Source organism: Psychrobacter submarinus, assembly GCF_904846685.1.
Lineage (GTDB): Bacteria > Pseudomonadota > Gammaproteobacteria > Pseudomonadales > Moraxellaceae > Psychrobacter > Psychrobacter submarinus.
In genome coordinates this window covers 697,635-720,162 of sequence record NZ_CAJHBQ010000001.1, presented here as the reverse complement: position 1 = coordinate 720,162, position 22,528 = coordinate 697,635, and the positions used below count along the sequence as shown (strand labels likewise).

The 22,528-nt window shown below is 46.1% G+C and carries 20 protein-coding genes and 2 tRNA genes; 15 read left to right on the top strand and 7 right to left on the bottom strand.

What is annotated here, in order from left to right; translation table 11 throughout:
• Positions 1-128: 128 nt before the first annotated feature.
• From msrB to JMY03_RS03270, 4 genes are all read left to right on the top strand, one after another.
• Positions 129-554, top strand: coding sequence for a peptide-methionine (R)-S-oxide reductase MsrB (msrB, locus tag JMY03_RS03285; RefSeq protein WP_201601019.1), 426 nt, complete (start codon positions 129-131; stop codon positions 552-554).
• A gap of 140 nt (positions 555-694) precedes the next feature.
• A complete protein-coding gene (locus JMY03_RS03280; RefSeq protein WP_201601016.1) occupies positions 695-1,183 on the top strand; it encodes a glutathione peroxidase in 489 nt (162 codons plus the stop codon).
• 409 nt (positions 1,184-1,592) lie between these two features.
• A tRNA-Val gene (locus JMY03_RS03275) sits at positions 1,593-1,668 on the top strand.
• Positions 1,669-1,718: 50 nt separating this feature from the next.
• Positions 1,719-1,795 (top strand) — tRNA-Asp (locus JMY03_RS03270).
• A 146-nt stretch (positions 1,796-1,941) separates the two neighbouring features.
• Here the strand turns inward: JMY03_RS03270 and JMY03_RS03265 are convergent.
• Both JMY03_RS03265 and JMY03_RS03260 read right to left on the bottom strand, forming a co-directional pair.
• The gene (locus tag JMY03_RS03265; protein ID WP_201601013.1) at positions 1,942-3,393 is read right to left on the bottom strand and encodes a heavy metal sensor histidine kinase; all 1,452 of its coding nucleotides are present in this window, start codon (positions 3,391-3,393) and stop codon (positions 1,942-1,944) included.
• Positions 3,390-4,160, bottom strand: coding sequence for a heavy metal response regulator transcription factor (locus tag JMY03_RS03260; RefSeq protein WP_201602110.1), 771 nt, complete (start codon positions 4,158-4,160; stop codon positions 3,390-3,392). Before JMY03_RS03260 ends, JMY03_RS03265 begins: the two co-directional genes overlap by 4 nt.
• Positions 4,161-4,417: 257 nt before the next feature.
• Between JMY03_RS03260 and JMY03_RS03255 the strand changes: the two genes are divergently transcribed.
• From JMY03_RS03255 to JMY03_RS03235, 5 genes are all read left to right on the top strand, one after another.
• Positions 4,418-5,014: a DUF411 domain-containing protein gene (locus JMY03_RS03255; protein WP_390879996.1), complete on the top strand. Its 597-nt coding sequence runs from the start codon at positions 4,418-4,420 to the stop codon at positions 5,012-5,014.
• A gap of 56 nt (positions 5,015-5,070) precedes the next feature.
• Positions 5,071-6,774 carry a copper resistance system multicopper oxidase gene (locus tag JMY03_RS03250; protein WP_201601002.1) on the top strand — a complete coding sequence of 568 codons (1,704 nt, stop codon included), beginning with the start codon at positions 5,071-5,073 and terminating at the stop codon, positions 6,772-6,774.
• Positions 6,775-6,798: 24 nt separating this feature from the next.
• A complete protein-coding gene (locus tag JMY03_RS03245; protein ID WP_201601000.1) occupies positions 6,799-7,737 on the top strand; it encodes a copper resistance protein B in 939 nt (312 codons plus the stop codon).
• Positions 7,738-7,973: 236 nt separating this feature from the next.
• Positions 7,974-8,447 carry a DUF305 domain-containing protein gene (locus tag JMY03_RS03240; RefSeq protein WP_201557647.1) on the top strand — a complete coding sequence of 158 codons (474 nt, stop codon included), beginning with the start codon at positions 7,974-7,976 and terminating at the stop codon, positions 8,445-8,447.
• A 53-nt stretch (positions 8,448-8,500) separates the two neighbouring features.
• Positions 8,501-11,155 (top strand): copper-transporting P-type ATPase, encoded by a 2,655-nt coding sequence (locus JMY03_RS03235; protein ID WP_227675467.1) that lies wholly within the window; start codon positions 8,501-8,503, stop codon positions 11,153-11,155.
• A 374-nt stretch (positions 11,156-11,529) separates the two neighbouring features.
• On the opposite strand, the gene JMY03_RS03230 is transcribed toward JMY03_RS03235, so the two are convergent.
• From JMY03_RS03230 to metG, 5 genes are all read right to left on the bottom strand, one after another.
• Positions 11,530-12,324, bottom strand: coding sequence for an ABC transporter ATP-binding protein (locus JMY03_RS03230; RefSeq protein WP_025647265.1), 795 nt, complete (start codon positions 12,322-12,324; stop codon positions 11,530-11,532).
• 50 nt (positions 12,325-12,374) lie between these two features.
• Positions 12,375-13,274, bottom strand: a complete 900-nt coding sequence (locus JMY03_RS03225; protein ID WP_201600998.1) for an ABC transporter permease — start codon at positions 13,272-13,274, stop codon at positions 12,375-12,377.
• A 256-nt stretch (positions 13,275-13,530) separates the two neighbouring features.
• Entirely contained in the window at positions 13,531-14,574 is a 1,044-nt protein-coding gene (locus JMY03_RS03220) for an ABC transporter substrate-binding protein (protein WP_201600996.1), read from the bottom strand.
• 148 nt (positions 14,575-14,722) lie between these two features.
• Positions 14,723-15,757, bottom strand: coding sequence for an ABC transporter substrate-binding protein (locus JMY03_RS03215; RefSeq protein ID WP_201600994.1), 1,035 nt, complete (start codon positions 15,755-15,757; stop codon positions 14,723-14,725).
• Positions 15,758-16,133: 376 nt separating this feature from the next.
• Positions 16,134-18,197: a methionine--tRNA ligase gene (metG, locus tag JMY03_RS03210; protein WP_201600992.1), complete on the bottom strand. Its 2,064-nt coding sequence runs from the start codon at positions 18,195-18,197 to the stop codon at positions 16,134-16,136.
• A gap of 634 nt (positions 18,198-18,831) precedes the next feature.
• On the opposite strand from metG, the gene JMY03_RS03205 reads away from it, so the two are divergent.
• The 6 genes from JMY03_RS03205 to apbC all read left to right on the top strand — a co-directional run bounded on the left by JMY03_RS03205 (position 18,832) and on the right by apbC (position 22,474).
• On the top strand, positions 18,832-19,545 hold the full coding sequence (locus JMY03_RS03205; protein WP_201600982.1) for a CoA transferase subunit A: 714 nt from the start codon (positions 18,832-18,834) through the stop codon (positions 19,543-19,545).
• A gap of 106 nt (positions 19,546-19,651) precedes the next feature.
• Positions 19,652-20,308: a CoA transferase subunit B gene (locus tag JMY03_RS03200; RefSeq protein WP_201600980.1), complete on the top strand. Its 657-nt coding sequence runs from the start codon at positions 19,652-19,654 to the stop codon at positions 20,306-20,308.
• Positions 20,309-20,602: 294 nt separating this feature from the next.
• Entirely contained in the window at positions 20,603-20,740 is a 138-nt protein-coding gene (locus JMY03_RS03195; protein ID WP_265088138.1) for a hypothetical protein, read from the top strand.
• 161 nt (positions 20,741-20,901) lie between these two features.
• Positions 20,902-21,054, top strand: coding sequence for a hypothetical protein (locus JMY03_RS03190; protein ID WP_201559410.1), 153 nt, complete (start codon positions 20,902-20,904; stop codon positions 21,052-21,054).
• Positions 21,039-21,194, top strand: a complete 156-nt coding sequence (locus tag JMY03_RS03185; RefSeq protein WP_201600978.1) for a hypothetical protein — start codon at positions 21,039-21,041, stop codon at positions 21,192-21,194. Before JMY03_RS03190 ends, JMY03_RS03185 begins: the two co-directional genes overlap by 16 nt.
• A gap of 59 nt (positions 21,195-21,253) precedes the next feature.
• Positions 21,254-22,474, top strand: coding sequence for an iron-sulfur cluster carrier protein ApbC (apbC, locus tag JMY03_RS03180; RefSeq protein ID WP_201600976.1), 1,221 nt, complete (start codon positions 21,254-21,256; stop codon positions 22,472-22,474).
• Positions 22,475-22,528: the final 54 nt, after the last annotated feature.

Below are 22,528 nucleotides of genomic sequence, written 5' to 3'. Positions count from 1 at the left end.
CATACATTGAATAATGAGTGATAAACATCATATCTTATAGGGCAGAAAGTTTTGAAGACTCAAAATTTTAATCAAGCGACTTTTAATCAAGCGACTTTTAATCTAGAGACCAAGAATAAGGAATGACTATGCAAGACAGCCAACTTACCAAAGAAGAGATCGCTCAGTTAACCGAAGACGACTGGAAACAGCGTTTAAGTGCTGATGAGTATCATGTCATCCGCGAGAAGGGCACCGAACGTCCTTTCACTGGCGTCTATAATGACGTCAATGATAAAGGCATCTATCGCTGTAAAGCTTGCGGTGCCAAATTGTTTGATTCAGAGAGCAAGTTCGATGCTGGCTGCGGTTGGCCAAGTTTCGATCAAAGTATCGATAGTGCTGCTATCGACGAGCACGTTGACGACTCTTTAGGTATGCGCCGTACTGAAGTGACTTGTAGTAATTGTGACGCGCATTTAGGCCATGTGTTCCCTGACGGGCCGCGTGAGACCACGGGTATGCGCTATTGCATCAACTCGGTGTCTATTGATTTGGATAAAGCGGAAGATTAAGCGGTATTCAGTATGAGCTACTTATCACGCAGGCTTTAAGATATAGTAGGGGAGCTAATAAGGCTCCCTTATTTTTTATCAGTAGTTTTTTTTATAAATAGGTGAAGCGTAATAAAAGACAATTTAATTAAGGATGAATAATGAGTACGATTTATGATTTTACGGCTGAGCGTATAGATGGCACAGAGCAGTCTTTTGCTGACTTTGAGGGGCAAGTGCTGCTAGTGGTTAATACCGCGAGCAAATGTGGTTTTACCCCTCAGTTTGAGGGGCTTGAAGTCCTAAATGAGCAGTATAAAGACCGAAAATTAACCATCATTGGCTTTCCGTGTAATCAGTTTGGCGGGCAAGACCCCGGCAGTAACGAAGAGATCGGCGCTTTTTGTCAAAAAAACTACGGCGTCAGCTTCCCGATGATGGCCAAAGTCGATGTCAATGGTAGTGATGCCCATCCAATTTTTAAGTGGCTTAAAGAGCAAAAAGGTGGCCTGCTCACTGATGGTATCAAATGGAACTTTACTAAGTTTTTGATAGGTAGCGATGGGCAAGTGCTTGAGCGTTATGCACCAACCACTAAGCCTGAGGCTCTTAAAGCTGATATTGAAAAAGCGCTGGCCGCTGCTAAATAAATTTCTATTACTAAGACGAGGTAGCTAGTAAGCAGGAAACAAATTATCTAAATATTTTTTGAATATAAAGCTAATAAAAACAGCTGCTTGCTAGTAAGTCACTATAAAAAGCAAAAAAATTTACTAAAAATGGTGAAAACTGTTTGACAGGCATCACCAAATCTATATAATACACACCCACAGCAAGGGGCTTTATTGGTTCTGAGTTGTGAGAGGTTAATTAAGAGGTGACAGTCTTGATTAGCTGGATATAAGAAATCTTAAACTCAGTTTTGGGTTAAGGTTTCTAGAATTTTCCCTTTAAGGAATTTTCAGCAATACCTAGTTTGGATGTATAGCTTTTAGAATTTACGAAAATGTAAATTCTCTTGCGCTCGGACGAAGCAGTGCTTCGTTATATCCTCGCTCAGGGTGATTAGCTCAGTTGGTAGAGCGTCTGCCTTACACGCAGAATGTCGGCGGTTCGAATCCGTCATCACCCACCACTTATTAGCAAGTGGGCCTTTTATAAAGGCAAGATGCTAAGACGACCTAAGCAGCGGTAGTTCAGTTGGTTAGAATACCGGCCTGTCACGCCGGGGGTCGCGGGTTCGAGTCCCGTCCGCTGCGCCATATTTAAAACGAATTTAGACTTTCGAGTTTAAGCAAGTTTCGCCTCAAACATTACATTGTTTGGGGTTTTTTGTGTCTGTAAAAACTGTTGGTAGAAGATCTGTTGGTAAAGGACAAGTATCCATAGCTGATGTATTTGGACTCCACTATACTTGCGCCAGATACAGCTTAACACTCACGGCAAAGTACTCATGATCTCTGATGCGAATGCTGACAGTACCGTCATGGGCTTGGGCGATGGCCTGTACGATAGATAGCCCCAGCCCCGATCCAGCATGCATGTTGGTAGTGGTATGATGACGATGAAAGCGCTCAAAGAGCTTATCCGCCTCCTTTTGCGCTAACGGCTCAGGCAATTGATTGGTGATAGTGATAGTTGCCATTTTAGATGTAGTCACAGACTGAATCTCGATGACGCTATTGCTCGCAGCATAATAGATGGCATTGGAGAGCAGGTTGGCAAATAGTCGTTGTAGTAAGCTGTTGTCCCCTAATAGCAAGCCAAACGCGCCACTTTTTTCAAAACTGATATCGCGCTCCTCTGCTATGAGCTCGAAGTAGTCGATAAGCTTAGTTAATAGCACCTCACTATCGACAGGTTGCCGCTGCGAATCACTCAGCCCCTTTTGAGTTTTGGCAAGCAGCAGCATGTTATTAATCAGACTCGATAATTGCGCGAGGGTGTCATGCTGATGATGGAGCTGCTCGGTATATTCCTCAAGGCTTCTAGGTTTACTTAGCATGACTTGGGTTTGGGTGGTGAGCGTCGCAAGTGGCGTACGTAGCTCGTGGGCGATGTTGTCCGAGAAGCGCGATAAAGAATCAAAATTACTCTCAAGCTTTGCCAGCATCAGATTATACGACTGAGCCAACGGACGCAGCTCTAATGGCATATCGCTGACCGTCAGCCGCTCATCCAAGCGCTCAGGATTGATACCTTTCATCTTTTGCACGATCGTTGCCAATGGCGCAAAGCCCCAATAGACGCTCAGCGCGGCAATAGACACTAGCAGCAGGGTAATGACAAATAAGATCAGGCTTAGCTGACGGTTAAACTGCACCAAGTACTGATGATGAACATCGATAGGCAGCGCGATAAGCGATAGCGCTTGCTCGTTTTCGATGACGATAGCGCGGTAATGTCTGTCATTTATATGAGTGACAAACTGCTGCTGCGCGTTATTTTGCCACAAAGTTATGAGATTAAAATCATCACCTAACTCATGAGCAAAGCTGCTCGGAGTGGTGGATAAGAGCTGTCCTTGCTTATCAGTAATGACGGTTTTTAGGTCATAATCGAGCGCTGAGGAATGTAGATGTTTATCTTTGTTTACCTTATATGGATCGCTCAATTCTGTTAAAGCAGTGTCTGGATTTTGCGCCTCTAAATCGCTTAAATCGCTTAAATCGCTTAGACGTTGACGCCAATTAAAGGCGGCGTGAGTGATAATCTCAGCGTCCATCTCTTCAAAATGACCTTTCACTGAGTGGCCCACCCAGATATAAATTACTATCTGCGATAGCACCACAAAGATAGTCAATAAGAAGATGGTGCGCCATAGCAGAGGCAGGCGGCGATTGTCAGCTTTATACGTCATGATACGCTATTATATTTTGAGACCAGATTTGAGTCCAGGTCAGTTTGGGAATCAGTACTTTTATGGCTCTCATTACTGTCAGCGTTGGCAGCATTGTCCTCTAGCTTATAGCCCATACCGCGTACCGTATGAATAAGCTTAGTTTCAAACTCATCATCTACTTTGAGCCTTAGCCGCCGTATCGCCACATCGATCACATTGGTATCACTATCAAAGTTCATATCCCAGACTTGGGAGGCGATAACCGAGCGCGGCAATACCTCCCCTTGACGCTCAAGCATAAATTGTAATAAAGAAAACTCTTTAGCAGTCAGTTTAATCGCTCTCTCGCCGCGGTGTACCGTGCGTTTAGCAATATCTAGCTTGAGATCAGCAAGTTGCAGCACCGTATTTTGATAGTCTGCTTGATTGGCGCGGCGCAAGAGGCTTTTTATACGCACAATCAGCTCGGCAAAGGCAAAAGGTTTGGTCAGATAATCATCGCCGCCGATCTCGATGCCTTTGACTTTATCGCGCAATTCATCTTTTGCGGTCAAAAACAGCACAGGCGTCTGCTTGCCGGCAGCGCGATAATTGCTCACTAATTCAAAGCCACTAACGTCAGGCAGCATCACATCCATAATAATGACATTAAAAGTATCGCTCATCATCGCATGATAGCCATCGAGGCCTGTCGCTTGATGCTCAACGATAAAACCGGCTTCGCTCAGACCCTTTTTTATATACTCGCCAAGCTTTATCTCGTCTTCTACCAATAATACCTTCATCATCCCACCTCACAGATCAGGTTCATAGCATAAGGCCATACTAAAGGATTCTGTCTGCTATGAACATCGATGGTGGCAAAGATGACAGGATTGTCATCTGCATGTCATCTGCCGGTCAGAATGGGGTCGCTAGTATATAGGCTATGAACGGCATCGGCGGCCGCTGTATTTATAACGGCTGTTGACTTAGTAAAAGGCCGCCCGCTCTACAGTATTATCTGATACAAGACAGTGGGATAAAAAAGGATAAAAGCATGATGTTTAATACAGACCATAAGTGGTTGGGTGGCGTTGTTTTATTGACGGCGAGCGTTGGGCTGATGGCTTGTAGTCAGCCAGATGTCGATGCGGCTGATAAGCAAACGACGGCGAGCACACAAGTACCAGTAGAGACTATAAGCCCAGCGTCAAACACAAAGGCATCAGACCTGCAGCCGTCATCCACCATTTTACAAAACGTCTCAGCAACAGTCTATAAAGATGCCAATTGCGGCTGCTGTAAAGAGTGGATCGGTCATGCTGAGGATCATGGTATGACAGCTGAGGGTCAAGACGTCACCGACTTAGCGGTATTTAAACAGCGCTACGGCGTACCTAATAATATGCGCTCCTGCCATACTACAGTGACGAGTGATGGTTATGTATTTGAAGGTCATGTCCCGGCCAAGTACGTGGCACAGTTCCTAAAAAATCCGCCAAGCGAGGCGATTGGTCTTGCGGTGCCTGGCATGCCTATGGGTAGTCCAGGTATGGAGTATCAAAACAGGTTTGATCCCTATCAAGTTATGCAAATTAATCAAGACGGTAGTAGCACGGTTTATGCGCAGATTGATACACCTGAAGCGCAGTTGTAGCTAAGATTTTAAGATAAATACTAAAAGCCATGTCAGAAGATATATTGGGTCATATTATGATAAATAAAAAAAGACTAGATCGCAGGCGTTTCTTAACAGGGTCATCAACGCTACTGGGGGCGTCAATGCTATCAGGCCTGCCAACGATAGCTAATAGTGCTTTGGGCAGCTCGAAAAATAACGCGGTCATTAATAGCGATAGACCCGATCATCAAGTGCCGATCCTCACAGGTAACGAGTTCGATCTATATATCAGCAAAAAACCTATTATTGTCAATGGCAAGTCCAGTATAGCCACGCTGATTAATGATTCATTGCCGGCGCCAACGCTGAAGATGCAAGAAGGCGATACGGTGGTGATACGCGTGCATAACCAGATGAATGAGTCGACCTCTATTCATTGGCATGGTCTGCTCGTACCTTTTGAGATGGACGGCGTACCGGGTATCAGCTTTGATGGTATACCCGCCAACAGCACGTTTACTTATAAATTCAAACTTAAGCAATCAGGGACTTATTGGTATCACTCGCATACAGGCTTTCAAGAGCAAACGGGTATGCGCGGCGCGATCGTCATCGAGCCAAAAGGAGCGGAGCGCTATCCGGTGGCAGAAGATCACGTCATACTGCTCAGTGACTGGACGCACCGTGATCCGCATACGTTACTCAAGCTACTCAAGCAGCGCGCTGACTTTGATAATTATCATCTACCAGATTTCAAAAAACTCCTTTCTGATATCGCAGCTACTGATATAGAGGCCGCTTTTGATAAGCGCAAAATGTGGAATCAGATGCGCATGATGCCGACTGATTTTAGTGATTTGTCAGGGGAGACGACTTTTACTTATCTGATTAATGGTAAAACAACCGCAGCGAATTGGGCGCAGCTGGTCAAGGCAGGGCAACCTGTTAAGCTACGCTTTATCAATGGCTCGGCGCAGACGATATTTGATGTGCGCATACCGGGTCTTAAGATAAAGGTCGTTGGCACTGATGGTAATGATGTCGCGCCAGTAGAAGTCGATGATTTTCGTATTGGCGTTGCTGAGACTTATGATGTCATCGTCACGCCAACTAAAGACGCCCATACTATCTTTGCGCAAAACATCGATCGCACTGATTATGTGACCGCGACCTTAGCCACTAAAAAAGGCGCGCGCGCTGCCATTCCTAAGATGGATGGTGTTGAGTGGCTCACCATGGCCGATATGATGGGGGCGATGGGCGACAAGGGTTATGACGCGCACCATGCCAAGACCGAGTATGATTTTAAGACCGACATGCGCGTCGATAGTCCACGGATGAATCTTGATGATCCTGGGATTAATCTGCGTAACATCGATAGAGAGGTGCTGACGTATAGCCAGCTGCGTTCTGTCGGCAATGAGATTATGAGCGAGCAGCGCAAACCCACTCGCGAGGTTGAGATTCATCTAACAGGCAACATGGAGCGCTATATTTGGGCACTCGACGGCATCATGTTTAAGGATGCGCCGCCTGTCAATATCAAACCGGGCGAGCGCGTGCGTATTACCTTAGTCAATGACACCATGATGAGCCACCCGATGCATCTACATGGTATGTGGAGTGATTTGCGTGCGCCTAATGGCGACTTTCAAGTACGCAAGCATACTATCTTAGTACATCCTGCGCAAAAGGTGAGCTTTGATGTGACGGGCGAGGCGGGACGCTGGGCTTGGCATTGCCATCTGCTTTATCACATGGAAGCCGGCATGTTTAGAGAAGTCGCTGTCGTTTAATGAATTGTGGAATGTGAGTTTATTATGAAAACAATTAAAAAAAGTCTGCCATTCATTGGCTTATCATCTGCGGTATTGCTAACGTCACCCTTAGCAGCGGCAGCTGAAATGGACATGTCAAGCATGGATCACAGCAGTATGGACATGTCGGATATGGACCATAGCAGTATGGACATGTCGGGCATGGATCACAGCAGCATGGATATGTCGGGCATGGATCACAGCAGCATGGATATGTCGGGCATGCAAGGCGGGGAGCCACCAGCTGATGCGCGTAGCCCTGATTACTCCAATGGCGTAGGTTATGGTGAATTTGGCAAGCCTGTGATGATGGGTAGTTTGCCTACTTGGGGTATATCGGTAGATGATTTAGGCTATCAGTTCGAGGACGATCAAATCAACTTTGAGATAGAGGGTTGGTATGGTGATGATAGTAGCCGTCTCCGATTACGTACTGAAGGCAGTGCAGCGACCAAAGGTAACAAAGAAATCGATAGTCTAAGCTCGCTTGCTTATTGGCAGCCGCTTAGTATCTTTTGGAATGGCGAAGCGGGCATCGCTTATAACACTGAAAACGACAAGTCAGCACTGATGGCGGGTATCGTCGGCACTGCGCCTTACTTTATTGAGACTGATGCTAGAGCCTATGTTTATACTGATGGTCAAGTCCAGCTCGATCTTGGTGCAGAATATGAGTGGCGCTTGGATCAGCATTGGGTAGTCATACCTGAGGTGGAGCTGACAGCATTTAGCAAGGATGATACTGATAATGACATTACTAAGGGCTTTAATGAGCTTGGAACTGAGGTTCGGCTCACTTATGAGATGCTCAGTCGTCAGCTATCTCCGTATGTCGGCTTTAGCTACGAGACAGTATTATCAGATGCAAGAGACTTACGTCGCCAAAACAATGAAGGTGTTGACACTAGTAGCGTCACCGCAGGGGTAAAATTTTGGTTCTAGGTTCCTAGTTCTAAATGCACAAATATCTCATTATTTAGAGTGCTGAGATTAACGTTAGTATGAACCTTGATACTATTACTAACGTGTTAACGACTAAAAAAGCACCTTTTAAAAGGTGCTTTTTTGTTAAATTATTATTTAGCTGAATTTAATAAGTATATTAATGGTTTGACTAAGCAACTAAAGATCAATTTTAAATTGGCTTAACCATATAACTATAAAAAAGGAGTAATCGCATGAACAACGATATGAACCATAAGCAAAAAATGAATCCTTATGTCAAATTTGGTCTGATGATTCTGACCTCCACCATCGTCATGTACATCATGATGTACTTTAATACCTATAAATGGGATCACGTCTATTTTAGTGAGACCCGTGCTTATATGGCGCTATATATGGGTGCGATGATGGCCGTTATCATGCTTGCTTTTATGGGTAATATGTATAAAAAAACTAAGGTCAATCTGATGATTTATGGTCTTAGTATCGTGCTATTTGCTTTTGGCTTATGGGGCGTACGCTCACAGCAAACCGTCGATCAGGTGGATTGGATGCAGGCGATGATACCGCACCATTCTATCGCTATTTTGACCAGTGAACGCGCCGATATCGATGACCCGCGTGTTCGTCAGTTGGCAGATGACATCATCAAAGCTCAAAAGCGCGAAATCGGCGAGATGCAAGCATTAATCGAAGAGCTTGAATAAAGAGGAATCGTGCTAATACGTACCGTTGTTTACTGTGTTTAAGGAGCAGCGTCATGTCTCATAATATGGACAAAAAACTGAGTGAAGCTGGCAAGTTTGACAAAGTACCAAAAGATTACCATGGTACGGTTTACACTTGCCCTATGCATCCTAAAGTTAGAGACGTCAGAAACAGCGGCTGTCCGATATGTGGCATGACGCTCAAACCTGAAAACGAAGTCACTGAGGCTAATAGCCATGACAACAATCATGCGCGCCATGAGCATTGTCATGGAGTGGATGCGGGTAGCAAGGATGTAGAGTCTCTTAGAGGCAGCAAATACGATAAAGTTCCCGAAAACTATAACGGTACGATGTATATTTGTCCGATGCATCCTGAGGTCAGAGATGTCGAAAAAAGCGATTGTCCGATATGTGGTATGTTCTTGCAACCTGAAGACCAAGTTGCTAAAGAAGCTATCAACTCAGACGCTAATGAGCACGACCATGCGCACTGTCACGGCGCGGGTGCTGACGGTGGTGACATAAAATCCGTCAAAGGCGGCAGGTACGACAAAGTGCCTGATGGCTATGATGGCACGATTTATACCTGCCCTATGCATCCAGAAGTTAGAGACGTCAGAAACAGCGGCTGTCCGATATGCGGTATGGCGCTTGAGCCTGAGACCATTACAGCGGGCGAGGAAGATACCGAAGAGCTTGATGATATGACGCGGCGCTTTTGGATCTGTACCCTGCTGACCTTACCGCTATTTATTTATGCCATGGGCGAGATGGTCGGTCTTAACTTTGAGCAGATCGGGCCGCTAGATCTCTCAGGTCAAATGGGTCAAATCATTCAGTTAGTGCTCGCCACGCCCGTCGTGGTTTGGGGCGCGGCTCCCTTCTTTGTGCGCGGTTGGCAGTCGATTCAGAGCCGCAACCTTAATATGTTTACCCTAATCTCGTTAGGGGTCGGCGCAGCTTTTGGGTTTAGTATTGTCGCAACCTTTTTCCCAGGCATCTTCCCCGATAGCTTTCGAGGGGCATCCGGTCAAGTTGGCGTTTATTATGAAGCGGCCGCAGTCATTACGACTTTGGTTCTGCTCGGTCAAGTGTTAGAGCTCAAAGCCAGAAGTCAAACCTCAGGCGCGATTCGCGCCCTGCTTGAGCTGGCACCGCCGACGGCTAGACGAGTTAACGACAAAGGTGAAGAGGTGGAGGTTTCACTAGATGAAGTGGTCGCGGGTGATCACTTACGCGTGAGACCCGGCGAGAAGCTTCCTGTCGACGGTATGGTCGTTGAGGGCAGTAGTAGTGTTGATGAATCTATGGTGACAGGCGAGCCCATTCCCGTGACCAAAGAGCAAGGCGACGACGTCACAGGCGGTACGGTAAATGGTACCGGTACGCTACTGGTTGAGGCGGTTAATGTCGGCGAGGACTCAGTACTGTCCAAAATCGTGCAAATGGTAAGCGATGCCCAACGTAGTCGCGCGCCCATTCAGCGCTTAGTTGACCAAGTGGCAGGCTGGTTTGTGCCTATTGTTATTGTGATCTCTATTATTACCTTTATCGTTTGGGCCATATTCGGCCCTGAGCCTGCGATGGCCTACGCTATGGTAAACGCGATTGCAGTACTGATTATTGCTTGCCCTTGTGCCCTTGGTCTGGCCACTCCTATGTCTATTATGGTTGGGACAGGTAAAGGCGCACAAAACGGCGTATTGATCAAAAACGCTGAGGCGCTTGAGACTATGGAGAAAGTTGATACCATCGTGGTTGATAAGACAGGTACGCTAACAGCAGGTCGTCCTGAGCTGACGGCCATTGATGCGCTATCAGGTCAAGATGAAGATGAGTTTTTGGCATTAGTTGCCGCAGTAGAAAGCGCTAGTGAGCACCCTTTAGCAGAAGCGATTGTGAGAGCTGCACAAGATAAATCCTTGACTATCCCTAAAGCTCAAAATTTTAATTCAACCACCGGTGAGGGCGTAGAAGCTATCGTCAATGGTAAAGCCGTGGCCATCGGTAACTCAAAGCTCATGAAGAGCCTAAATAGCTATGATCAAGATTTATCAGACAAGGCTGACGTGCGCAGAAAAGAGGGCGAAACGGTAATGTTTGTCGCGATAGACGGCAAGGCCGCTGGTATCATCTCCGTAGCTGATCCTATCAAGCCCAGCACCAAGGACGCTATAGGACTGCTACACGATGCAGGACTAAAAGTCATTATGCTAACGGGTGATAACCAAAAAACCGCGCAAGCCGTCGCCAATAAATTAGGCATCGATGAGGTGCATGCGGATGTCTCACCTGAAGATAAAAATCGTATCGTCAAAGAGATGCAAGATAGCGGTAAATTGGTTGCGATGGCAGGCGATGGTATCAATGATGCGCCAGCTTTAGCACAAGCCGATGTCGGCATTGCAATGGGTACGGGGACTGACGTGGCGATGGAAAGCGCTGGGGTGACTTTACTCAAAGGCGACTTAATGGGGATTGCTAAAGCCCATAAGCTGAGCCGCTCGACCATGCGCAATATTAGACAAAACCTATTTTTTGCCTTTATCTACAACGCCATTGGCGTACCGATTGCCGCAGGCGTACTTTACCCTGCGTTTGGACTACTGCTTAGTCCTATGATAGCAGCGGCGGCGATGAGTCTGTCTTCGGTATCAGTGATTGCCAACGCGCTCAGACTGCGTACTTTGGATTTATCAAAGTAGATAGTAAGATTTAAGTACCATCCGCTAAGTAAGCCCTATACCGTGACTTTTTTGGTCAAAGTACATAGATGTAACAAACTACAAGCGGCGGCACTAGTACAGCGGGTAAGCTGGTATTATTGCCTTTTGCTTTAGCGTTTGATGTGGTGTCTTTGCCAGTGCAAATTTTAGATAGTCTATAAACTGTCAGCTTTTAAAGCAATTATCCTTTTTATATAAAAAAACTCAAGCGTATTTAGCCCTTGAGGTTTTGTTTTATCGGTGAGAGCGTTTATTGGTTTTTAGCAGAAGTTATTTTTAATAACGCGCATTTTTGGGTTTTTTAGCAGTCGACCAGTCATTAAAAAAACACTTACTGTCTAAACGAGAGCCTATTAACTCAGAATCAGGCTATCATCATCAATCTTTTCACCGCGGGTGCGCTCAAACATATCGAGTAAATCATGTACTGTCATGCCTTGACGCTTTTCGCCTGCCACATCTAATACCACTTGACCTTGATGCAGCATGACGGTGCGCGTACCGTGGGCGAGGGCTTGCTGCATAGAATGGGTGACCATCATGGTTGTCAAATTATTATCGGTGACAATTTTATCGGTCAGCTCTAAGACGAAAGCGGCCGTTTTTGGATCGAGCGCTGCGGTATGCTCATCGAGTAATAGGATTTTGGAGGGCTGCAGGGAAGCCATAAGCAAGCTGACCGCTTGACGTTGACCACCTGATAATAGACCCATGCGATCGGTAAGTCGATTCTCAAGCCCTAATTTCAATACCGATAGCTTTTCGCGAAACAGCTCGCGGTTATTGTGATTTAAAGCGAAGCTCAAACCACGTTTGCCGCCGCGCTTATAAGCTAGGGCCATGTTCTCTTCGATAGTCAGCGCTTCACAAGTACCCGCCATCGGATCTTGAAACACACGTGCTACCCAGTGCGCGCGCTGATGGGCTGACTTTTTGGTGACATCGATACCGTTCAATAAAATCGAACCACTATCGACGCGCGTCGTACCACTAACTGCATTCAAAAAAGTCGATTTGCCCGCGCCATTAGTCCCGATGACTGTGACAAACTCGCCATCTGCGATATTGAGATTGATCCCGCGAAGAGCAGGGTTTTCGATAGGGGTGCCTGGGTTAAAAGTCAGGCGTAAATCATTGGCTTGCATCATAATCGTAAGTGCCTATATTGCTAGATTGCTAGGTTTATAGTCTGCTCGCTTTAAGCTCTGACTCTACGCGATAAAAACTTGGTTTTTGCCTTAGGCAGTACTAATGCTAGCACGACCAATAGTGCCGTAATCAAGTTCAAATCTTGCGGCCCAAAACCTATACTACGTAGCGTATCGCTCGACAAGGCCACTTGGATAAATAGCTTGTAGAGCACCGCGCCAATAATGACGGCTAAAGTAATAAGCCAAATACGCTTAGCAGGAATAATGGTCTCACCAATGATCACTGCCGCCAGACCGATGACAATGGTACCGATACCGATAGAGATATCCGCGCCGCCCTGCGTCTGAACAAAGAGCGCTCCGGCTAGCGCAATCAGACCGTTAGAGATCGCCATACCGATAATGGTCATCCATGAGGTATTGATGCCTTGCGCTTGCGCCATACGCAGGTTAGAGCCGGTTGCACGCATCGATAGACCAGACTCAGTACTATAAAACCAGTCCAAAAATAGCTTGGCTAGTATCACCACAGCGCCGATAATCAAGCAGCGCATCCAAAAGCCATTATCGTTTGTGACCAGAGAGCTAAAGACAGTGGTCTCACCTAAGAGTGGCAGGTTGGGCGCGCCCATGATACGCAGATTGACAGAATACAGCGCCACCATCACAAGGATACTGGCCAGTAGCTGCAAGATACCAAGCTTAACATGCAACCAAGCGGTGACTACGCCTGCAACTGAACCTGCAAGCATGCCAAAGGCGCAAGCGAGCCAAGGGTTAACCCCAGCAACGATAGAGACCCCAGCAACCGCACCGCCTAGAGGAAAACTACCATCAGCGGTCAAGTCAGGAAAGTCTAAGGTTCGAAAGGATATTAAGACGCCTAGGGCGACAAGACCGTAGATGAGACCACTCTCAAGCGCACCAAAAAAAGCAATTAAAGACATAAGTAATCAGTAAGTCATAACCAAGTGCTACCTAACATTAGCAGCGACTAAGCGGTGGGTTAAACAGATTATGCAATCTGCGATTAGGGTGAACCAAAGCGTGTATTCGCTAAGAGATAACAGGCTTTTATTTTATAGCGTTATCAGCAGCAGCAATAAAATAGAAAGTAGCAAAATATTAGCATCAAAAAACAAGCCCAGTCTATAAAGGGATAGCTGGGCTGTCTCTAAGCTTAGCGCGAGCAGCAAAATAAGCTTATTCTACCACTTCTTCTGCGTCATCGATAACCGCTTGCGGCAAAGTAATACCTTGCTCTTCAGCATTTTTTGGGCTGACATGTAGGTTTAAGTTTTGCGGGGTATAAACCGGAATAGCGCCTGGGTTTTCACCATTTAAGATATTGACAACGATTTTACCGGTTTCGCGGCCTAAGCTATAGTAATCAACGCCTAAGGCTGCAATAGCGCCGCGCGCAACGGAGCTCGTGTCCGAGGCAATAAGTGGGATCTTACTTTCTTTAGCGACTTGATAAAGCGCTTCATAGGCTGAAACCACGTTATTATCGGTTGAGGTGTAGATCATATCGACCTTACCTTCTAGGCTACGAGCTGCCATAGCGATATCATTACTACGAGCTGCAGGTGCTTCTAGGACATTAATGCCCATCGGTGAGAGCTTTTCTTTTAGGTTTTTGAGCGTAATGGTCGAGTTGACCTCACCTGGGCTATAGACGTAGCCGACGTTCTTTAGGCTTGGGATAATTTGGCGCATCAGCTCGATTTGCGGCTCATAAGGGAGCGCATCAGAGCCGCCTGTAACGTTAGTACCTGAGCCATCAAGCGTAGTAACTAGCTTAGCCTCAACAGGATCGGTCACCGCCGAGAATACTAGCGGAATCGTGCTAGTCGCCGCCGCTACAGACTGCGCTGATGGTGTACCGATAGCGACAATAACGTCGGCTTCATCAGCAACGAACTGCTTGGCAATCTGGCCGGCAGTGGCGGTATTACCTTGCGCGCTTTGGAAGTTTAGCGTCAAGTTTTCACCGTCGTTAAAGCCTTGTTCGGCCAGCTCATCAACCACGCCTTTACGTACATCATCTAGCGCTGGATGCTCAACGATAGCAGTAATAGCGACCGATTTTGTCTCTGTAGCTACTTCACCGCCAGCGGCACCATCGATAGTGTCAGGGTCATCAGTTGGCGATTGATTACAGCCGGTTAAAATAGCGGTACAAACGCTGCCTAGCATTAAAGCTTTGGTAAAGTTAAAACGGCTAGCTCGTTTCTGATACAACATAGGTCTTACTCCTAAAGATAAAAATGTGTCCATACAACCAGTAAAGGAAGATAGGATCATAATCAGTAGTTATTAGCAAATCCTTTGCTAATTCCTATACTCATTTTAATAATGCTTCAATTAATCTTTTATCGCCAACGTCCTAGGCTTACTGGTCATCGACGTTGATAGCGTCTTTTAGTACTTCGTCAGATAAAGTCACGCCTTGCGCTTGTGCATGTTTAGGACTGACATATAAAGTCAGATCATTCATCACTTGAGGTTTAACTGTCGCGACCGCTTCATCGTTCAATACTCGGTAAACCATCTCACCTGTGACGCGGCCAAAGTCATAATCATTGACCCCAAGCGCGGCAGTGGCGCCGCGTCTAACGCTGAATTCATCAGAGGCGATGACTGGGATTTTGAGCTCGTTCGCCGCGCTTGCCATCGCCTCAAACGCTGAGACGACATTATTATCGAGCGAGGTATAGATGACATCGGCGCGACCATCTAGGCTACGAGTCGCCATCGCCACATCGGTTGGACGATTAGCGGTTAGATCCAAGATTTCGAGTCCGCGCGCAGGAGCCGCTGCTTTGAGCTGATTGAGCACAGTGACTGAGTTGGCCTCACCAGGACTATAAACATAGCCAATAGTTTTGGCATTAGGCGCAACTTTCTGAATGAGATCTAACTGTGGCTCAATAGGCAGCTGGCTCGATAAGCCTGTGACATTAGACTGCGCAGGGACACCGTTTTCATCGATAAGCTTGGCAGCTAATGGATCAGAGATAGCGGTATAAATGACAGGAACCTGAGTCGTGGAAGCGACAATAGACTGTGCAGAGGGCGTTGAGATAGCGACGATAGCGTCTGGCAGGTCACCGGCGAACTGTTTGGCAATCTGTCCGGCGGTAGCTAGATTACCTTGCGCGCTTTGAAAATTCACCGTTAGGTTTTCGCCTTTTACGTAGCCGTTATCTGCCAGCTCTTCTATAAGCCCGCGTCTGATCTCATCGAGTGATGGATGCTCGACGATTTGGGTAATAGCGAGAGTCTTGGCTGGTTTTTCGCTACCAGTAGCCGCATCATCAGTGGTGGTTTCAGTAGCCGAGTTTGAGCAACCTACTAAGCCAAATATACTGATGGCACTGAGAGCAGCTCCGCATAGGCTTAGGCGTAGAGGGGTAGCAATAGTCATTATCAAATTAACTCTTCGGTTGGAAAATGCAAGTCAGCTCGTCCACTTAACCATAGCGCCACTTTCGGTGCGCGCCTGCAGCTGACTGAGATAAAATAGAGGGTTTATAAATATAATTGGTTATATCATGACAGTAATGTAACGATTCGCAATAAAAAATTAGCGGATAAGTTTTATAAGTTCAAAAAACCGCTAAAATTATCATTCGGCAAGTCAGATGTTTTAATGATTTTATCACTCAATACGATTGAGTTTTAAAATTTTCAAAAGACTTAGCGCTAAGGTTGAATCCTAAGTCTAAAAAGGTGCCAAGCTAGGCACCTTTTTAGACTTAGGGTTTATAAGACTCAATGTATATGAGCTTGTAAATATAAAACTAAGCGAGCAAATCACCAACCACACAAGCATCAGGCAAAGTCACGACCGTGAGCTGAGTCTTAGGATTGCCAGTAGAGAGCACCATGCCTTCTGAGATGCCAAACTTCATCTTACGCGGCGCAAGATTCGTCACGCATATCACCTTTTTACCGGTCAACTGCTCAGGCTCATAAAACTTACGAATACCGCTAAAGACGTTACGCGGCTTATCTTCGCCTACATCTAGAGTAAACTGCAGTAGCTTGTCTGCGCCTTCGACATAGTTGCATTCTAAAACGTGCGCCACTTTCATCTCAACCTTACTAAAGTCCTCGATACCGATATAGTCGGCTTGCTCAGCGCTGTTGTCCTCTTTATCAGTTGCAGCTGGTTCCTCTTTTGATTCGCCCAATGACGCTTTTGAGGCTTCAATCATCGCAGTGACATCTTTTTCTTCGATACGCTGCATCAGCGGCTTGAACTTATTGATCTGATGACCGAGCAGCCACTCGTTACGGCTATGAAAGCTCAAATCATCGATATTCAAAAACGCTTTGGCGTTATGGGTTAGCTCAGGCAATACCGGAGCCAGATACACCATCAATTGACGGAAGATATTAATCGCTACTGAACAGACGTCTTGTACTTCTTGCTCAGTGCCCTCCTGCTTGGCAAGTGCCCAAGGCTTTTTCTCGTCGATGTACTCGTTGGCTTTATCCGCGCACTGCATGATCAGACGCATAGCACGGCTAAACTCGCGGTTCTCGTATGCCGCGGCGATCTCATCACCAGTCTTAGTGATGTCTTCTAGTAGTTTAGGCTCCGCGCAAACCTCAGTGAGCATGCCATCATATTTTTTGACAATAAATCCGGCGCTACGGCTGGCAATATTGACCACTTTGCCGACTAAGTCTGAGTTGACCTTTTGCATAAAGTCTTCAAGATCTAGGTTAATATCTTCGACTTTATCTGATAGTTTGCTAGCAAAATAATAGCGCAGGTACTCAGGGTGCAAGTGCTCTGCATAAGTCTCAGCCTTAATAAAAGTACCACGCGACTTACTCATCTTCTCGCCATTGACCATCAAGAAGCCATGAGCAAAGACGCCAGTGGGCGTGCGGAATTCGCTACCTGCAAGCATCGCCGGCCAAAATAGAGCATGGAAATAAACGATGTCTTTACCAATGAAATGATAAACTTCCGTTTTATGTTCATTCTCAGCCGCCCAGTAGCGATCAAAGTCGAGCGCGTTGTCCGTGCCTGCGCGCTTATCACACAGGTTTTGAAAGCTTGCCATATAGCCGACAGGCGCATCCAGCCAAACATAAAAGTACTTATCCGGCTCGCCCTCAGGGGTGTCTGGTATCTTAAAGCCAAAGTAGGGCGCATCCCTCGAGATATCCCAGCTGGCAAGACCGGCATCGAACCATTCTTGTAGTTTATTGGCAACTGAAGGCTGTAGACGCTTATCACTGCGTGTCCAATCTTGTAAGAACTGCTCGAACTCTGGTAAATCAAAAAAGTAATGCTTAGAGACTTTAAGTACTGGCGTGGCATCCGATAACGTTGAGCGCGGGTTTTTCAGCTCAGTGGCATCATAAGTGGTGCCGCAAACCTCGCAGTTGTCCCCGTACTGATCGGCCGATCCGCATTCAGGACATTCGCCTTTGACAAATCTATCGGCCAAAAACAGCTGCTTTTCAGGGTCAAATAATTGCTCGACGTCACGGGTTGAGATGTGACCGGCGCTATTGAGCCGACGATAAATTAGCTCTGAGTAGTGCTTGTTTTCAGCGGAGTGAGTGCTGTGATAATTATCGAACTCAATCAAAAACTTAGCAAAATCAGCTTCGTGCGAGGCTTTGACCGAAGCGATCTGCTCCTCTGGCGTGATGCCGTTATCTTCAGCCTTTAGCATAATAGCCGTACCATGAGCATCGTCAGCGCAAACATAAGTGACTTGATGGCCTTGTGCCTTCATTGCCCGCGCCCAAATGTCAGTTTGGATATATTCTACAAGATGGCCTAAATGAATATAGCCATTGGCGTAAGGTAGGGCACTAGTTACTAAAATTTCACGCACTTTTATCACCTTTGTTATCGATATAAATGGGTTGATTATCTCACGGCTCGACTTTTCAAGCTTTATCGTTATCGATCCTAATAATGAGATATTTCTAAATTAAAAATTTTGTCTATGATACCGTAAATCTATCATTTATGTGATAGTGCTTAGTAATTATCTAAACAACAGCGGTTCATCAATCGGGGCCAAAATCAGTACTGAATATCCTCGGTAAGCGAAGAACATCAGTAGTAGCAAGGTAATAACAATAGCAAAGGTACTAAACATAACCGCCTCTCCTTGGCATAAAAAATAATGAGTAAAATATACTCACTGCTAACTGAAATAATGATTTGATAAAGAGTAGCGTCAAAAAGCGAATAAAAGGCAGCGAGGGATGACTTAGTACTGCTGTCGGTATAAGTTGCTACAACTCATTATTACGGCTTTGAGTTTTTCTCTAGGCTCTATCAAAATATTATGGTAAGTTAGCATAATCTTTTTAAATAAGATATAACGATATGATACGTATCTTTTTAGTGTAATACGCTTACCGTTTAATTTCTATCGTTAAGTCTATGTTTTTTAAAATAAAAAAATGCGTAAGTGATTATCGAAAATAAATGAAAAAAATAGCTTAAAGGAGATAAGCATGAGTCAATCAAAAGTGTACAACAGTGCAAAGAGCGCTCTACAAGATATCGTCAAGGATGGCCAAACCCTTGCTATAGGAGGCTTTGGGCTCTGCGGTATACCTGAAGCGCTCATCGCAGCGCTACGGGATAGCGGCGTTAAGGATTTAACTTGTATCAGTAATAACGCTGGCGTCGATGACTTTGGCCTAGGGCTACTACTGCAAACGCGGCAAATTAAAAAAATGATCTCATCCTACGTTGGCGAAAATAAAGAATTTGAGCGTCAGTACTTAGCAGGCGAGCTTGAGGTTGAGCTCACTCCGCAAGGCACGCTCGCCGAAAAACTACGCGCAGGCGAGGCAGGTATTCCAGCGTTTTATACCGCAACAGGTGTCGGCACTTTAGTTAGCGAGGGTAAAGAGACACGAAATTTCGATGGTCGTACTTATGTGCTTGAGCATTCTTTAACTGCCGATGTGGCTCTTATCAAAGCGCAGAAAGCCGATAAAGCTGGCAACCTTATCTTTAATAAAACCGCGCGTAACTTCAATCCAGATTGTGCGATGGCTGGCAAAATCACTATTGCTGAGGTCGAAGAGATCGTCGAGACCGGCGCGCTTGATCCTGATGAGATTCATCTGCCAGGCATCTTTGTGCAGCGCATTGTTCTCAATAGTACCCCTGAAAAGCGCATCGAAAAAACCACGGTCAAAGCGGCTGGCAGCGCTTGAATACGCGATTTGGAGTAACTTTAGATCGTGGTAATAACTAGAGTGTTAATGAATGATAGTCGCTTAAAAAAGCAACTTTAAAAAGTGATCAAAAAAGGAGTACGACATGGCATGGACAAGAGAGCAGATGGCACAGCGGGCAGCACAAGAGCTGCAAGATGGTTACTACGTAAATTTAGGTATCGGCCTGCCAACTTTAGTAGCTAACTATATCCCTGAGGGTATGGATGTTTGGTTACAGTCTGAGAATGGCCTATTGGGTATCGGCGAGTTTCCAACTGAAGACAGCATCGACGCCGATTTGATCAATGCTGGTAAGCAAACGGTTACCGCAGCTTCTGGCGCAAGCTATTTTGGTAGCTCAGAGTCATTTGCGATGATACGCGGCGGGCATGTCAATCTTGCCATACTAGGCGCGATGGAAGTCTCGGAACACGGCGATCTGGCCAACTGGATGATCCCAAAAAAGATGGTCAAAGGTATGGGCGGCGCGATGGATTTAGTCGCTGGCGTGCAGCGGGTGATTGTCCTGATGGAGCAAGTTAACAAACATGGCGATCCTAAAATACTAGCCGAGTGCCAGCTGCCTTTGACTGGTAAAGGCGTAGTCGATCGCATCATTACTGAGCTTGCGGTGTTGGACGTCACTGATAACGGCTTACAACTGGTTGAGCTGGCCGAGGGCGTCAGCTTTGCTGAGCTACAAGAAAAGACGCCAGTAGCCATTGCTCAATATAGTCGATACACTCTAAAAATGTCATAGCGCTACTGGGATGAATTTTGCGCAGCCTCTGGGAACGCAGCACGCAAGTAAAATTTATACCAGTAGCGCGTTTAAATCCATAACAGTTTTACATTCAGCTAACTATAGCTGTTTTTCAGTCGTTATAATGCGATAGCTAAAACCAACAGCTACTGCTCGATAAAAATCAAGAGCAGTATTTAGGGCGTGTTGAACATTCGACCTTGGCACTGACAGAGACTATTAGTCGAAAAACAAATCCCGCAGCAAGCCACCGAAAAAGACATCAGTGCAGAAGAAGTGGTCAACGATATTATGCTAGTCAATACCGTGGACAAAGAATTTACAAGCGTCGATGATATTGCTCAGTTGGCGCTGTTTTTAGCCGCGTTTCCAACCAATGTGTTTACAGGTCAGTCCATCGTCGCCAGTCACGGCTGGTTTATGAACTAATGTTTTATCCTATTGCGTCTTGATTTAACCGTCACGCGCTTGCTAATAAAAGGGTAATCTATTAGCATTTAACGTCTATTAATTGGAGCCGATACTATTCATACTATTGGCTCTTTTTTATGATCGCTAAGTGCATCGTTTAGGCTGCTCGGAGTAAAAGAATGCATAATGAAGCTTTTGCATTAAAGATAAGTAGTGCTATTGACCAACAACAATATGATAAAGCAGCCGATCAGGTTGAAGCGCTACGACCCATTGATATTGCGGATATACTGGCGCTCATCAACCCTAGTTCTGCTTGGCAGTTGCTTTAGCGCAAGCGCAGCGAGAGGATATTCGCAGGCTTGCCGCTAATGCCGAGCGTACCGCTGGGGCTTTGATGATCTCAATCAGCGATGCCTCAGGTGTGCTTATCTACCTATTTATTGCCTCGAGGTTTTTGGCTATCGGCTAAGACACGTCTTATTGATGTTATAATAACGACAAATACTGATAATAATGATAAAGGCAACTATGTTTAATTTTATGAAAAAAAAGACCAAACCTGAAACTCCAGAGCAGCAAGCGCAGCGTGATAGCGCGGTTGATAAGGCGTTGCTTAGCTATCACGTCGGTGATGCGAGCATTGCGACTATGGTCACCGGCCTTGAGCGTAATGTTCATGAGCTCACTTTAGACTTGCGTTTGCCGCACAGTAGTGACCCTGAAGTGATTCAGCAGGAGCTTGGGCAACTGCTGCGTCCTCACGGTATTGAGGTCATTCATATGAATGTCCGCTTGCCTGCGCCTCCCAAAGCTTCGAGCGCAAGCCTGCCCAAATCGTCAGCGACCTCGATGCCAAAAACCACTGATGCTATGGCGGGAAGTACACAGTCACAGGCCGCTCGTAGCGATGCTGAACCCGCTATCACTAAGGCCGCTCCCACCCAAGCCTCTCTAGCCGCGCATCCGCGTATTCGTCACATTATTGTCGTGGCATCAGGTAAAGGCGGCGTCGGCAAATCAACGACGACTGTGAACATCGCACTGGCATTACAAAAGCTGGGTAATCGCGTGGGCGTGCTTGATGCGGATATATATGGCCCTAGTATGCCAACGATGCTTGGGGTTGCCGATGTGAAGCCGCAATTAGAAAACGAGCAGTTCGTTCCGGTCGAGGCACACGGTTTAGCGATGCTCTCCATCGGTAGTTTGCTCGATGGGGAGAACACACCAGTTGCGTGGCGTGGGCCAAAGGCGACGGGCGCGCTGATGCAACTGTATAATCAAACCAACTGGCCACAGCTAGATTACTTGGTGATTGACATGCCGCCAGGTACGGGCGATATACAGCTGACCTTAGCACAGCGTATCCCAGTGACAGGCGCTGTCATCGTCACGACGCCGCAGCACGTTGCACTACTTGATGCGCAGAAAGGTATTGAGATGTTTAACAAAACCAGTATTCCTGTGCTTGGTGTTGTTGAAAACATGGCGCTACATACTTGCAGTAACTGCCAGCATACCGAAGCCATTTTTGGTAAAGGCGGTGGTGAGATTATCGCTGAGCAGTACCACGTGCCTTTATTAGGGCAGCTACCATTGGCCAGTGGTATTCGCGCGCAGGTCGATAAAGGGGAGCCAAGTGTATTGGCTGATGATGAGTTTGCGAATTACTATATCAATATAGCCAACAACATCGAGACTAATATTGATAAATTTGCTAAGCCTGTCGATGATAAACGTATATTTTAATCGTTTATGATGATAGTTTATCAATAACAAATTAGCCTAAGCAAATATAAAGTT